12 protein-coding genes and 1 pseudogene are annotated in these 14050 nt (G+C 73.4%); 5 read left to right on the top strand and 8 right to left on the bottom strand.

All coding sequences use genetic code 11. The features are described 5' to 3' along the window. Window positions 1–20 precede the first annotated feature (20 nt). From AB0K03_RS06605 to AB0K03_RS06580, 6 genes are read right to left on the bottom strand one after another with little or no spacing between them, the layout of a single operon-like run. Complete coding sequence (locus AB0K03_RS06605) at window positions 21–758, bottom strand: DUF429 domain-containing protein (protein WP_364681437.1); 738 nt, start codon at window positions 756–758, stop codon at window positions 21–23. Beyond that, window positions 698–1318: a hypothetical protein gene (locus AB0K03_RS06600; RefSeq protein ID WP_364681435.1), complete on the bottom strand. Its 621-nt coding sequence runs from the start codon at window positions 1316–1318 to the stop codon at window positions 698–700. Before AB0K03_RS06600 ends, AB0K03_RS06605 begins: the two co-directional genes overlap by 61 nt. A 5-nt stretch (window positions 1319–1323) precedes the next feature. Then, complete coding sequence (locus AB0K03_RS06595) at window positions 1324–2154, bottom strand: carbohydrate ABC transporter permease (RefSeq protein WP_364681433.1); 831 nt, start codon at window positions 2152–2154, stop codon at window positions 1324–1326. Continuing rightward, a complete protein-coding gene (locus AB0K03_RS06590) occupies window positions 2154–3125 on the bottom strand; it encodes a sugar ABC transporter permease (protein WP_364681431.1) in 972 nt (323 codons plus the stop codon). The genes AB0K03_RS06595 and AB0K03_RS06590 overlap by 1 nt, the downstream gene beginning before the upstream one ends. Before the next feature lie 12 nt (window positions 3126–3137). Then, on the bottom strand, window positions 3138–4484 hold the full coding sequence (locus AB0K03_RS06585; protein WP_364681429.1) for an extracellular solute-binding protein: 1347 nt from the start codon (window positions 4482–4484) through the stop codon (window positions 3138–3140). Between the two features lie 16 nt (window positions 4485–4500). Next, a complete protein-coding gene (locus AB0K03_RS06580; RefSeq protein WP_364681427.1) occupies window positions 4501–5541 on the bottom strand; it encodes a LacI family DNA-binding transcriptional regulator in 1041 nt (346 codons plus the stop codon). Between the two features lie 176 nt (window positions 5542–5717). On the opposite strand from AB0K03_RS06580, the pseudogene AB0K03_RS06575 reads away from it, so the two are divergent. From AB0K03_RS06575 to AB0K03_RS06555, 5 genes and pseudogenes are all read left to right on the top strand, one after another. Then, window positions 5718–6990, top strand: a pseudogene (locus AB0K03_RS06575) (Gfo/Idh/MocA family oxidoreductase). Between the two features lies 1 nt (window position 6991). Beyond that, window positions 6992–8419: a glucuronate isomerase gene (uxaC, locus tag AB0K03_RS06570; RefSeq protein ID WP_364681425.1), complete on the top strand. Its 1428-nt coding sequence runs from the start codon at window positions 6992–6994 to the stop codon at window positions 8417–8419. Next, window positions 8416–9702 (top strand): enolase C-terminal domain-like protein, encoded by a 1287-nt coding sequence (locus AB0K03_RS06565; RefSeq protein ID WP_364681423.1) that lies wholly within the window; start codon window positions 8416–8418, stop codon window positions 9700–9702. Before uxaC ends, AB0K03_RS06565 begins: the two co-directional genes overlap by 4 nt. Further along, window positions 9699–11087 (top strand): mannitol dehydrogenase family protein, encoded by a 1389-nt coding sequence (locus tag AB0K03_RS06560; protein WP_364681421.1) that lies wholly within the window; start codon window positions 9699–9701, stop codon window positions 11085–11087. Before AB0K03_RS06565 ends, AB0K03_RS06560 begins: the two co-directional genes overlap by 4 nt. Beyond that, complete coding sequence (locus AB0K03_RS06555; protein ID WP_364681419.1) at window positions 11084–12295, top strand: Gfo/Idh/MocA family oxidoreductase; 1212 nt, start codon at window positions 11084–11086, stop codon at window positions 12293–12295. The genes AB0K03_RS06560 and AB0K03_RS06555 overlap by 4 nt, the downstream gene beginning before the upstream one ends. Here the strand turns inward: AB0K03_RS06555 and AB0K03_RS06550 are convergent. Then, window positions 12252–13046, bottom strand: coding sequence for a PmoA family protein (locus AB0K03_RS06550; protein ID WP_364681418.1), 795 nt, complete (start codon window positions 13044–13046; stop codon window positions 12252–12254). The two genes, AB0K03_RS06555 and AB0K03_RS06550, sit on opposite strands and share 44 nt — an antisense overlap. Continuing rightward, window positions 13036–13998, bottom strand: a complete 963-nt coding sequence (locus AB0K03_RS06545) for an arabinan endo-1,5-alpha-L-arabinosidase (protein WP_364681416.1) — start codon at window positions 13996–13998, stop codon at window positions 13036–13038. Before AB0K03_RS06545 ends, AB0K03_RS06550 begins: the two co-directional genes overlap by 11 nt. Window positions 13999–14050 lie beyond the last annotated feature (52 nt).

Below are 14050 nucleotides of genomic sequence, written 5' to 3'. Positions count from 1 at the left end.
TCGACGGCCTGCGCCCGTCGTCAACCGAGGAGTGATCCGAGCGGGCCGGTCGGCAGGGCGATCCAGCCCTCCGTCCGGGCCACGTCGCGATCCGCCACCGTGGCGCGCCCGAGAGCCACCGCGCGAGCCGCCAGGGCCGCCACCACCGCGTCGAGCGCGTGGTCGCTGCGGCGGCACAGCGCCTCGTGCTCGCCCAGCCGCAGCCACGGCGCCGTGGCGAGGAGGCCGTCGACGACCGCGCCGAGGGCCTGCCGGTTGCGGGCCGTCTTGTAGCCGCGCCAGGGCAGGCCCCAGATCTTGAGGGACGCCGCCGGGTAGACCTCGGCGATCGCGCCCGCGCCCGTACGGTCGACGTCGATGCCGTCCGCGGCCAGCACCGCCTGCAGGGCGGCGCAACGCATGGCCGTGTGGCCGATGCGGTCGGCCGAGACGCTCAGCGGGACCAGGCCGGTCCGCTCGCGCACGACCTCGTCGGTGTGCCGCCACGCCAGGCCGCGCCGCCAGGCCCGGTCCGCCGGCCCGTGCGGGACGGGCACGGGACCCGTGCGGTGCGCGCCGACGAACGACACGAAGGCGTCCGGCCATCCGAGCGGGCAGTCGATCCCGGTCTTCGCCGCGCCGCGCACCGCCTCGGCGACGGCGTCGTCGCCGGCCGGGCACACCAGGCCGGTCACCTCGGCGCCGGTGGCCGTCCAGGTCAGGAGTGCGACCGCGGTGCCGTCGGGCTCCGCGGCGAGGTCGACGCCGGCTGTTCGCATCCCGGCACGGTAGCGCCGGCCCGGCGGGCCAGGACGTGCAGGGCGAACAGCCCGTACCCGAGGAGCGGCGGGACCAGGACCGGGTGCACCAGGGCAGCCAGCAGCAGGGTCAGCACGACGACCGCCGTCGCCGCGGCGAGCGGGGCGGGGCGGGCGAGGGCGCGTGCCGTGGCGAACGGGCGCGGCCCGGGCGCGGCGACGGTGAGCAGGCCGGCGAAGCCCAGGCCCACCGCCGCCACGGCGAGCAGCGTGACCGTCAGCGCCGGGCCGCCCGGGACGGCTCCCGCGCGCAGCGCGAGGAGGTCCACGATCACCAGGGCCGCGACGAGCAGGACGGCGGCCGTGGCCGCCAGGCCGGGCAGCAGGGCCCGCCGGAAGATCCGCAGGCACGTCCGCGGCGGCGGCCAGCCGTCGTGGTCCAGGTGGTGCCGGATCGCGGCGCTGCCGGCGGTGACCGCGGCGCCCGCCGTGACCAGCGGCAATGCCGCCATCGCCACGAGGAAGCCGAGCACGGCCAGGTCCGCCGCCGCGCGGACGGTGTCGCGCCAGCCGTGCTCCATGCCGGTCACCCCTTCAGCCCGCTGGTGTTGATGCCCTCGACCAGCAGGCGCTGGAAGGCCACGAAGAACAGGAACACGGGTACGAGCGACAGCAGCGACATGGCGAACATCGGGCCGACCGCGCTCTCGCTCGTGGAGTCGATGAACAGGGTGAGCGCCACGGGGACGGTGTAGTCCTTGAGGTCGGACAGGTAGACCAGCTGCCGGAAGAAGTCGTTCCAGGTCCAGATGAACGAGAAGATCGCGGTGGTCACCAGTGCGGGCCGGCTCAGCGGCAGGATGACGTGCCGGAAGATCCGGTACGGCGATGCGCCGTCGATGATGGCGGCCTCGTCGAGCTCGCGCGGGATGCCGCGCATGAACTGGACCATGAGGAAGACGAAGAACGCCTCGGTGGCCAGGAAGTGCGGCACGAGCAGCGGCAGGTACGGCCAGTCCCCGCCGACCCAGCCCAGGTTCCGGAACAGGATGTACTGCGGGATGATCAGCACGTGCCCGGGCAGCAGCAGCGTCGCGATCATCGCCGCGAACCACACGCCGCGCAGCCGGAACCGCAGGCGGCCCAGGGCGTACGCGGCCAGCAGGCACGACACCACGTTGCCGGTCACGGTCAGCAGCGACACCATGGCGCTGTTGAGGAAGAACCGGCCGAAGCCGACGTCGAACTTGTGCCAGCCCTCGGTGAAGTTGCCCGGCGTGACGTGCTGCGGGATCAGCCCGATGTTGTTGACGATCTCCTCGGGCGACTTGAACGACGTGCCCACCATCCACACCAGCGGGTAGAGCACGACGGCGACGATGAGGATCAGCGCGGCGTAGCGCAGCGGGCGGCGCATCAGTGTCCCTCGCTGTCGGAGTAGTGCACCCAGAAGCGGCCGGTGCGGAACAGCACCACCGTGATGAGGCCGATGGCCAGCAGGAAGACCCAGGCCATCGCCGAGGCGTAGCCCATGTCGAGCCGGACGAAGCCGTTGATGTAGAGGTTCAGCGTGTACATCAGCGTGGAGTCGACCGGGCCGCCGGTGCCGTTGCTGAGCACGAACGCGGACGTGAAGCCCTGGAAGCCGTGGATCGTCTCCAGCACCAGGTTGAAGAAGATGACCGGGGACAGCATCGGCAGCGTGATGTGCGCGAACCGCCGCCACGCGCCGGCGCCGTCGACCGAGGCGGCCTCGTACAGCTCCGCGGGGACCTGTTTGAGCCCGGCCAGGAAGATGACCATCGGCGCGCCGAACTGCCAGATCGCCAGCAGCATGAGGGTCTCGAGGGCCCACTTCGGGTCGTTGACCCAGGGCGCGCCCTGGATGCCGAAGAGAGCGAGCAGCGAGTTGAAGGCGCCGTCGCGGTTGAACATGCTGACCCAGACGATGGCCAGGGCGACGCTGCCGCCGAGCAGCGACGGCAGGTAGAAGAGTCCGCGGAACAGGCCCACGCCGCGGAACGCGCGGTTGAGCAGGAGGGCGACCCCGAGCGCGGCGGCGAGTTTCAACGGTACGGCGATCAGCGCGAACGTCACGGTGACCCGGACCGCGTGCCAGTACGACGGGTCCGAGGTGAACATCCGCTCGTAGTTGGCCCAGCCCACCCAGCGCGCCTCGGACAGCGGCGTGAGCACGTCGTAGTCCGTGAAGCTCAGGTAGAGCGAGAGCAGCATGGGGACAGCGGTGATGGCCGTGAGCCCGAGCAGCCACGGGCTGAGGAAGAGGTATCCGGGCAGGTTCTCGCGCCGCCGGACCCGGCCGGGGCCCCGCCGGGTGGCGGCGGGTCCCCGGGGCGCGGGCGGTTCGGTGCGCGCGGGAGTGTGCACCGCGGTCAAGGCTCAGCCCTGACCGATCGCGGCCTTGGCGGCGGCGTGGAACGCGGTGGCGGCCGCGGCCGGGGTCTGGCGGCCGTACTGGACCTCCTCGGCGGCCTTGGTCAGCTCGGTCTTGACCTCGCTGTGCCCGGGCAGCGGTACGACCGGCGGCGGCCCGAACTCGGTGACGAGCTCGGCCTCGACCGCGATCGACTGCTTCATCGCGGGGTCGGTGACCGAGTCGGCCACCTGCTTGCGCACGTCGAGGTTGGACGGCAGGCCACGGTCGGTGCCGAGGATCTTGCCGGCCTCCGGGTCGTTGGCGAGGAAGTTGATGACGTCGACCGCCACGTCCTTGTGCGGGCTGCCGCGGAAGACCGAGAAGTACATGGACGCGCGGGCCCATTGCGCGCTCGGGTCGCCCGGGTACGCGACCACGCCGAGCTCGTCGGCGGTGTTCTTCTTCAGCTCGGGCATCTGGTTGGCCCACACCCAGCTGGTGGCCGCCTTGCCGGTGACGACGAGCTGCTTGCTGACGTCGGTGACGTTGCCCTCGTGGATGACGTCGGCGGTCGGCGTGGCGCCGCGCTCGCGGGCGCCCTTCCACAGCTCGAACCACGCGGCGGCGTCCTGCTCGGTGAACCCGAGCTCCTTGCCCTTGTAGAGGTCCTTGCCCTGCTGACGCAACCACACCCAGAACGCCTTGTAGTCGGCGCTGGGATCCTGGGTGCCGGGCACCTTCGTGGTCCTGGAGACGTTCTCGGCCCACGCGATGAACGCGTCCCAGCTCATGCCGGTGGTCGGCGCGGGCAGCTTGTGCTTGTCGAGCAGCGTCTTGTCGAAGACCAGCCCCTGGGTGTTCTCGCCGAACGCGACGCCGGCGAGCTTGCCGTCGACGACACCGTACTGCCACAGGCTCTCCGGGAACTTGGACACGTCGAGGCGCCCGTCGTTCTTGTACGGCATGAGGTCCAGCGTGACGTTACGGGTGGCGTACTCGGCGATGTAGTTGTCGTCGATCTGGAAGATGTCGGGGGCGTTGCCGCCCGCGGTGAGCGTGGCGAGCTTGTCGAAGTAGCCCTGGTTGGCCTGCCACGTCTTCTTGAACGTGACGCCGGGGTGCTTTCTCGCGTAGAGGTCGAGGGCCTGGTCGGTGAGGCCGGCGCGGGCCTCGGCCCCCCACCAGAAGACGGACAGCTCGGTCTTGCCGCCGCCGGACGAGTCGTCGCCGCAGGCCGCGGCGCCGAGCAGCAGGGGCACCGTCAGCGCGGCGGCGAGCAGGCGCCGCCGCGAGGTGTGCGCGGCCGGCGGCGGGGTACGGTGAGCGCGCGTGGGCCGCGCGTCCCCCCGCGGGGTCGTGGTGCGAGACATGGCACTTCTCTCCTCGTCAGTGGGAGGCGACGCCGGGGGCCGGGACGGCGACCACGTCGCCCGGGTCCGCAGGGCAGTGCGGGCCCGGGCCCGGCCCCGTCGAGTCGCGGATGACCAGTTCGGTCTGCAAATTCACCAGGGCGGTGGTGCGGCGGTCGTCGCCGTGCGCGAGCAGCATGTCGACGGCCGCCCGACCGGCGGCGGCGGTGGGGGTCGCCACCGTGGTCAGCTTGGGGCGGGTCAGACGGCTCAGCATGATGTCGTCGATGCCGACCACGCTGACGTCCGCAGGGACCCGCAGGCCACGTTTCTGCAGTCCCTCGATGAGGCCGAGGGCCATCAGGTCGTTGTACGCCAGCACCGCCGTGACGCCGGCGCGCAGGTGGTCCGCGACGGCGAGCCCGCCCTCCTCGGTGGGCGGGTTGGGGCCGAGCACGGTCAGCTCGGCGCCGGCGGCGCGGGCGGCGGCGGACGCCGAGCGGCGGATCTCCTTGCTGGTCCAGGAACCGCGGGGGCCGGCGGCCAGGGCGAGGGTGCGGTGCCCGAGTCCGGTGAGGTGCTGGACGGCCAGACGGGCGCCCTGGGCGACGTCCATGACCACGGCCGGCAGGCCCGCGATCTGGCGGTTCACGACGACCAGCGGCACCTCACGGCTGAGCTGCTCGATGAGGCTGTTGCTCATGCGCGGGCTGCACAGCAGGATGCCGTCGACCTGCTTGGCCAGCGCCCGGACGAGCTCCTCCTCGGCGGCCGCGTCCTCGTTGGTGTCGGCGACGAAGACGTGGTGGTCGTGCCGCCGGGCCTGACTCTCGGCGGCCTTGATGAGCGGCGGGAAGAACGGGTTGGCGATGTCCGCGACGATCAGCCCGATGTTGAAGGTGCGGCCGGTGATCAGCGCGCGGGCCGCCCGGTTGGGCCGGTAGCCGAGCTGCTCGGCGCAGGCCAGCACGCGGGTGCGGGTCTCCACGTTGACCAGGTGCGGGGCGGAGAAGGTCCGGGACACGGTGGAGATGTGCACCCCGGACGCCCGGGCGACGTCGCGGATCGTGGCCGGCACGCCCGCCTCCTCTACGCCTCGTTCGGGACAGTGATGACCGTCACTGCGTTCGACTATTAATGCAAGCGGTTGCAGGACTGTCAATGGCCGGATCCGAACCTGACACACACGTTGGTTGACGCGCAGGCATCGACATGTCTAACTATTGTGCAAACGTTTGTAGTGCGGAGGTCCGCATGACCCGACGCTTCGCCCTGGTCGGCACCGGGGCCCGCGCGGAGATGTTCGTCCGAGCGCTCCAGGACCACGCCGGCCCGGCCGAGCTCGTGGCGTTCGCCGACACCAACCCGCACCGGATCCGGGTGCACAACGACTGGCTGCGGGCGGCCGGGCACTCCCCCGTGCCGGCGTACGCGGCCGCGGAGCTGGCGGCGATGCTGGCTCGCGAGCGGGCCGACGTGCTGATCGTGACCAGCGTGGACGACACCCATGCCGGGCACATCGTGACCGCGCTCGAGGCCGGCTGCGACGTGATCACCGAGAAGCCCATGACCGTCGACGCCGACGGCTGCCGGCGCATCCTCGACGCGCAGGCGCGCAGCGGGAAGCGGGTGTCGGTCGCCTTCAACTACCGCTTCAACCCCGTCCACGAGCAGGTACGCCGCCTGCTGGCCGAGGGCGCGGTCGGCGAGATCGGCTCGGTGCACTTCGAGTGGCTGCTCGACGTGCGCCACGGCGCCGACTACTTCCGCCGCTGGCACCGCGACAAGGCGCACTCCGGCGGGCTGCTGGTGCACAAGGCCGGGCACCACTTCGACCTGGTCAACTGGTGGCTCGCCGCCGCGCCCGCCGAGGTGTACGCCGCCGGCCGGCTGTTCTTCTACGGCGAGAACGGCCAGCGGCACGGCTACGCCCGCGACTACGACCGGGTGCACGACAGCGCGGCCGCCGAGGACGACCCGTTCGCCCTGCACCTGGCCGGCAACCCCCGGCTGCGGGCGCTCTACCTGGACGCCGAGAAGGAGGACGGCTATGTGCGCGACCGCAACGTCTTCGCCCCCGGCGTCAGCATCGAGGACGACATGGCGGTGCTGGTGCGCTACGACTCCGGGGCCACGATGACCTACCACCTGAGCGCGTACGCGCCGTGGGAGGGCTACCGGCTGATGGTCAACGGCAGCCGGGGCCGCCTCGAGCTGGAGGTCGTCGAGAACGACCATGTCAGCCCGGCCGCCGCCGGCGAGCTCAAGGGCGCCGCCGTGCACGGGGTCACCGAGAACCCCGAGCGCGGCCACGCCCGCCTCACCCTGCACCCGTTCTGGGAGCCGCCGCACGAGATCCCGCTCCCGGCCCGCGAGCGCGGCGGGCACGGCGGCGCGGACCGACCCGATGAACCGCTCGGCCACCGCCCGCGACGGCGCCCTCGCGCTGCTCACCGGCCTCGCCGCCAACCGCAGCCTGCAGACCGGCACGCCCGTACGCGTCGCCGGCCTGCTCGACCTTGATTGAGGTGACCGTGCCCGATCCCGTCTTCGCCACCGACCCCCGGCAGCGCGACGTGGCCCGCGAGCTGCACGCCGTGGTGCGCGACCTGCCGCTGATCTGCCCGCACGGGCACGTCGACCCCGGGTTGCTCGCCGAGGACCGGCCGTTCCCCGACCCGGCCCGGCTGCTGGTCGTGCCCGACCACTACGTCACCCGGATGCTGCTCAGCCAGGGCATCGCCCCGGCGCGCCTCGGCGTGCCGTCACGAAGCGGTGAGCCGGCGGAGACCGACGGGCGCGCGATCTGGCGGCTCCTCGCGGAGAACTGGCACCTCTTCCGGGGTACGCCGTCCCGCCTGTGGCTGGAGCGCACGTTCGAGACCGTGTTCGGCATCGGCACCCGGCTGAGCGCCGCGACCGCCGACGAGGTGTACGACGCGATCGCCGCGCGGCTGGCCGAGCCCGCGTTCCGCCCTCGGGCGCTGTTCGAGCGTTTCGGCATCGAGGTCCTCGCCACCACCGAGTCCCCGCTGGACGACCTGTCCCGGCACGCGAAGCTGGCCGCCGACGGCTGGGGCGGACCGGGCGGGCGGGTCATCACCACGTTCCGCCCCGACGACGTGGCCGACATGGAGTTCCCCGGCTGGACGCGGTCGGTGGCCCGCCTCGGCGAGCTCACCGGCGAGGACACCGGGACGTACGACGGTTATCTGGCCGCGCTGCGGCTGCGCCGGGAGGCCTTCATCGCCGCCGGGGCCACCTCGTCGGACCACGGGCACCTGACCGCCCGTACCGTCGATCTGAGCCGGGCCGAGACCGCCGCGCTGTTCAGCCGGGGTCTGCGCGGCGAGGCGTCGGCCGCCGACGCCGAGACGTTCCGCGGCCACATGCTGATGGAGTTCGCCCGGATGTCGCTGGACGACGGACTGGTGCTGCAGCTGCACCCCGGCGCGGTCCGCAACCACAACACCTGGCTGCACGAGGCGCACGGCCGCGACGTCGGCGGCGACATCCCGCAGGCCACCGACTACGTGCACGCGCTGCGCCCGCTGCTGGACCGGTACGGCAACGACCCGCGGCTGCGGATCGTGCTCTACACGCTCGACGAGGACACGTTCAGCCGGGAACTGGCCCCGCTCGCGGGCGGGTACGCGGCCCTGTACCTGGGCGCGCCCTGGTGGTTCCTCGACTCCCCGGACGGGCTGCGGCGCTTCCGCGAGGCGGTGACCGAGACGGCCGGCTTCTACAACACCGCCGGGTTCGTCGACGACACGCGCGCGTTCTGCTCGATCCCCGTGCGCCACGACATCGCCCGGCGGGCCGACGCGGCGTACCTGGCCGGGCTGGTCGTGCAGGACCGGCTGCCGATGGACGAGGCCGTGGAGACGATCGCGGACCTGGCCTACCACCTGCCCAAGCGCATCTTCCGTCTGGACCGCGAGGAGGCCCGATGACCCGCATCACCGGCGTGGACGTGCACGACGTGCGGTTCCCCACCGCGGCGGCCGGCGACGGCTCCGACGCACTCAACCGCGGCGACTACTCCGCCACGTACGTCGAGCTGCGCACCGACGGGCCGCACATCGGCGCCGGCTTCACCTTCACCAACGGGCGCGGCAACGAGCTGACCTGCGCCGCCGTACGGGCACTGGCGCACCACGCCGAGGGCCGGCTGCTCGACGACCTGTGGGCCGACCCGGTGGGGTTCGCCCGGTCCCTGAGCGCCGACGTGCAGCTGCGCTGGCTGGGGCCGGAGAAGGGCGTCATCCACATGGCCACCGGCGCGATCGTCAACGCCGTGTGGGACCTGCACGCCAAGACCGCCGGGAAGCCGCTGTGGCAGCTGCTCGCCGAGCTGCCCACCGAGAAGCTGGTCGCCTGCGTGGACTTCCACCACATCACCGACGCGCTCACCCCGCAGGACGCGGCCGCCATCCTCGACAAGGGCCTGACCGGGCTCGAGGAACGCCGCGCCGAGCTGCGGCGCGACGGGCTGCCGTCGTACACCACGAGTGTCGGCTGGCTCGGTTATCCCGACGACAAGGTGCGGGAGCTGGCGCGGGCCGCGTACGCCGAGGGCTGGCGCGCGATGAAGATGAAGGTGGGCGGCGATCCGGCCGACGACGAGCGGCGGGCCCGGCTCATCCGCGCGGAGATCGGACCGGACGCGCTGCTCATGATGGACGCCAACCAGGTGTGGGACGTCGACGAGGCGATCGCCCGGATGGCCACGCTCGCGGCGGCGGACCCGTACTGGATCGAGGAGCCGACGCACCCGGACGACGTGCTGGGCCATGCGCGGATCCAGCGGGCCGTCGCCCCGATCCGCGTGGCGACCGGCGAGGTCGCCGCCAACCGCGTCATCTTCAAGCAGCTGCTGCAGGCGGACGCGGTCCGCGTGGTGCAGATCGACGCGTGCCGGGTGGGCGGCGTCCCCGAGGTGCTGGCCGAGCTGCTGCTCGCGGCTAAGTTCGGCGTCCCGGTGTGCCCGCACGCCGGCGGGGTCGGCCTGTGCGAGCTGGTGCAGCACCTGTTCGCGTTCGACTACCTGCGCGTCGGCACCAGCCTCGAGGGCCGCGTGGTGGAGTACGTCGACCACCTCCACGAGCACTTCACCGACCCGGTCCGCACCCGCGGCGGCCGGTACGTGCTCCCCGACCGGCCCGGATACAGCGCCACGATGAAACCGGAGTCCGTCGCCGAGTTCCGGTTCCCCGACGGGCCGGTGTGGCGATGAGGCTGGGGGTTTCGGCGCTGGCCCGCGTACCCGAGGAATGCCGTCCGCTCGTCACGCCGGGATCCGTGCCGACCGGCATCGTCCACTTCGGCATCGGCGCGTTCCACCGCGCGCACCAGGCCGTCTACACCGAGGAAGCCGTGGCGGCCGCGGGCGGCGACTGGGGCATCGCGGCCGTCGCGCCCCGCTCGGTCACCGTCATCGACGCGCTGCGCGAGCAGGACCGCCTGTTCAGCGTCACCAGTGTGTCCGCCCGCGGGTGCGCCACCCACGTGGTGAGCGCCTTCTCGGCGCTCGTGCACGCGGCCTCGGACCCGGAGGCGGTGGTCCGGCTGCTCGCGGACCCGGCGGTCCGGGTGGTGACGCTGACGATCACGGAGAAGGGGTACGCGCCCGGCTCCGCGGCGATGGGCCTGCTGGTGCGCGGGCTGCTCGCCCGGCGGCGCGCCGACGCCGGCCCGATGGCCGTGCTGAGCTGCGACAACCTGCCCGCCAACGGCCGGCACCTGCGCGGGATCGTGCACCGGGCGGCCGGGGACGACGCCCGGGAGTGGCTGGCGGACCAGGTCACGTTCCCCGGCACGATGGTCGACCGGATCGTGCCGGCCACCACCGCGCGCACCCTCGCCGTCGCCGCCGACGCGCTGGGGGTGGAGGACCGGGCGGCGGTGAGCGGGGAGCCGTACCGTCAGTGGGTGATCGAGGACGACTTCCCCGGCGGGCGCCCGGCGTGGGAGCGGGCCGGGGCGGTGCTGACCACCGACGCCCGGCCGTGGGAGCGGTTGAAGCTGCGCTCGCTCAACGGCGTGCACTCGGCGATCGCGTACCTCGGGGCGCTCGCCGGGTGCGAGACGATCGCGCAGGCGCTCACGATGCCGGGCCTGCGGGCGCTGCTGACCCGGCTCATCGCCGAGGACGTCGCGCCCAGCCTGCAGCCGCCGGACGGCATCACCGTGGCCGGCTACGGCGAGTCCGTCCTCGCGCGCTTCGCCGATCCCGCGCTGGGTCACCGTACGGTCCAGGTCGCGATGGACGGCTCGCAGAAGCTGCCGCAGCGGGTGCTGCACACGATCCAGGACCGCCGGGCGGCCGGGTCGATCCCGCGCTGGGCCGTCCTGGTGGTCGCCGCGTGGATGCGCTTCGTGCAGGGCCGCGCCGACGACGACCGGGAGCTGCCGCTCGACGACCCGATGGCCGACGAGATCCGCGACCGGCTCGCCGCCGCGCCGGGCACCCCGGAGGGCGTGGTGGACGCACTGCTCGGGCTCCGCGCGATCTTCCCCGCGGACCTGGCGGAGGACGACGTGGTGCGGGCGCTGCTGGTGGACTGGTTGACGGCGCTGGGCAAGCACGGCGTCGAGGCGACCGTGGCGGGCGCGGCATGAGCGACTGCACCGAGCTTCCGCCGGCGTTCGTCGCCCGCGGCCGCGAGCGTGAGGGCCAGGAGGGCATGCCAATGGGGTTCAGCGTGACGACGACCGTCGCGCTGATCGGGGCCAACGGGCACGGGCGGCACCACCGGCGGCACCTCGCCGCGCTCCCCGGCGTACGCCTCGTCGCGCTGGCCGACCCCCGCCCGGTCGAGCCGGACCCGCCGGTGCCCGACGGCGTGCAGGTCTTCACCGACCACCGCGCGCTGCTCGCCGCGGCCCGGCCCGACGTGGCCGTGATCTGCACGCCGCCGCACACGCACCTCCCGATCGCCACCGACGCGCTACGGGCCGGATGCGACGTGCTGCTGGAGAAGCCGCCGGTGCAGACGCTCGCCGAGCACCGCGCGCTCACCGCTGTCGTCCGCGAGACGGGACGCGCCTGCCAGGTCGGCTTCCAGGCGCTCGGCTCGCGGGCCGCCGCCCGGCTGTGGGACGCGGTCGCGCGCGAGGAGGTCACCCGGATCGCGGCGGTCGCGTCGTGGCAGCGCGACGACGCCTACTACGCGCGGGCGCCGTGGGCCGGGCGGCGCAGCCTCGGCGGCCGTCCCGTCGTGGACGGCGCGCTGGTCAACCCGCTCGCGCACGCGGTCATGCAGTGCCTGGCCACCGCGGCGGCCGCGGGGGCCGGCGCGCCGGTCGCGCTGGAGGCCGAGCGGTACCGGACGCGGCCGATCGAGGCCGACGACACCGCCTTCGCCCGGCTCACCCTGGACGGCGGCCTGCGGATCCTCGCCGCGGTCACGCTGGCCGGCGAGGAGTACATCGCCGGCGAGATCATCGTGGACGGTACGGCGGGCCGCGCGGTCCTCGAGTACCCGACCGACCGGCTCGCGCTGCCCGGCGAGCCGGAGCTGCGGGAAGTCCCCGGGCGCACCGGCCTGCTGGAGAACCTCGTCGCGCACCGGGCGGACCCGTCGGTGCCGCTGCTGGCCCCGCTGTCGCGCACCGAGCCGTTCACCACGGTCGTGGAATGGTTGACCGGACCGGACGTGCCGCCGCCCGTGCTCCTCGATGCCCGGCACGTCGAGGACCACGCCGGTGTGCGGGTCATCCCGGGCGTCGACGCGGTGCTGCGGCGGGCGGCCGAGGAGATGGCGCTGCCGTCCGAGATCGGCGTCACCTGGGCGGGAGCGCCGTACCGTCGGCCACCAGCACGGTGAGGTCGCGTTCCAGGGTGGTGCCGGCCGCGATGGTGAGCGGCCGCTCGAAGGCGAGCGCGGCGCAGACCCCGACGTAGCCGCCCGTGCGAACGAACCAGCGGTCGGCGTCGCGCAGACCCCGGAAGACCAGCGTGTACGCGTCCCCGCCGGTGACCGCCAGCCACGGCTCCGCGCTGCCGTTGACCGCGCCCTCCCCCTCGGCCGAGGCCGTGTACGCCACCGCGTCGCCGTCCGGGGCGCGCCAGAAGAACCCGCCGTACCCGGCGCCGCCGGTGCGCCCGTTGGTGGCGGGGCTGCCCAGGGTCACGTCGCGGCCGGCGGGGGCGCTCAGCGCGTACGCGAAACGCAGCTCCCATCCGCCGGGCGCGAGCCGGGCCGCGATCCGCCTGCGCTCGGTGAGCAGGACCCGCCCGGCCTGATCCTCCCAGCGCAGCAGGTGCCCGATGCCGTCGCCGGCGGGCAGCCACCCGGCGTGCGCGACCCGGCCGTGGTCGTCGAGCCAGACATAGCCCTCGCCACGCCGGTACGTGCGCCCGCCCCACACGTTCACACCGTCGACGTCCTGCACGGCCACCGACACGCCCAGATGCCAGGGATGGTCGAAGCAGAGCGCGTCCGTCACCGGCACCCCGGCCAGCGTGCGGACGGGGTGCAGGTACGGCCGCGGCCCGAGCCGGATGTCGAGCTCGGGCGCCGCGACGTAGCGGGCGACCTGCACGCCGCCCACGACCAGCCGGTGCTCAGTGGACAAAGGGCCATCCCGCCGAGTCGTAGCCGATGAGGTTGATGCCGAGGTACGGCGCGCCGTTGTCGGCGTAGTAGTGGTACACCAGCACGTCCGAGTCGCTGTCGGCGAGGACCGCCTGGTGACCCGGCCCGTGGATCGAGCCGTGCCCGGCCAGCACCTGCGTACCGCCGCCGGCGGTCATCGCCGTGCCGTTGCGGTCGACGAACGGGCCGGTCACGCTGCCCGACCGGCCGACCATGATCCGGTACGTGCTCGCCGCGCCCTGGCAGCACCGGTCGAACGACACCCAGAGGTAGTAGTACGAGCCGCGCCGGGTCAGGTACGGCGCCTCGATCGCCCCGCCGCCGCGCCCGGCCACCGACCGGATCGTGGAGTCCGAGCGCTTGCCCGTCGCCGGGTTCAGCGCCACCATCTTGATCCCCGACCAGAACGAGCCGAACGTGAGCCACCAGCGGCCCTGCGGGTCCACGTACAGGTTCGGATCGATGGCGTTGTAGTCGTTCGCGCTCGACGACTCGATCACCAGGCCGTCGTTGCTCCATGAGCCCGACGCGCCGGTCGTGCTGGTGGCCAGGAAGATCGCCGAGCGGTTCGAGCCGAAGGTCGAGGCCGAGTAGTAGAGGTAGTAGCGGCCGTTGCGGTACGAGATGTCCGGGGCCCAGAGGCTGCGGCTGCCGCCGGTGTACGCGGTGGTCCACGGCGCGCCGCCCGGGAAGACCGCGCCCGCGTTGCGGAAGGCCGTCCGATCCGCCGACGTCTTCAGCTGGACGTTGTCCCCCGTGTACGCGGCGAGGTACGTCCCGGCCGGCGTCTTCACCATCGACGGGTCGTGGATGCCGGTGTCTCCGGTGACCCGCCCGGGGTTCGGGTAGTCGGCGGCCTCCGCCCGTACCGCCGGCAGCCCGCCCGCGGCCGCCAGCACCGCGACGACGGCCACCGCTGTCCATGTCCTCATCCCGATTCCTCCTTCCGTCCTCGCCGAGACCCGGGAGGGTCCCCGCCGCGGG

It is taken from the genome of Actinoplanes sp. NPDC049316, assembly GCF_040677315.1.
Classification (GTDB): domain Bacteria; phylum Actinomycetota; class Actinomycetes; order Mycobacteriales; family Micromonosporaceae; genus Actinoplanes.
Note: the sequence above shows the minus strand (reverse complement) of the source record. Positions and strands in the feature narration are given on the sequence as shown.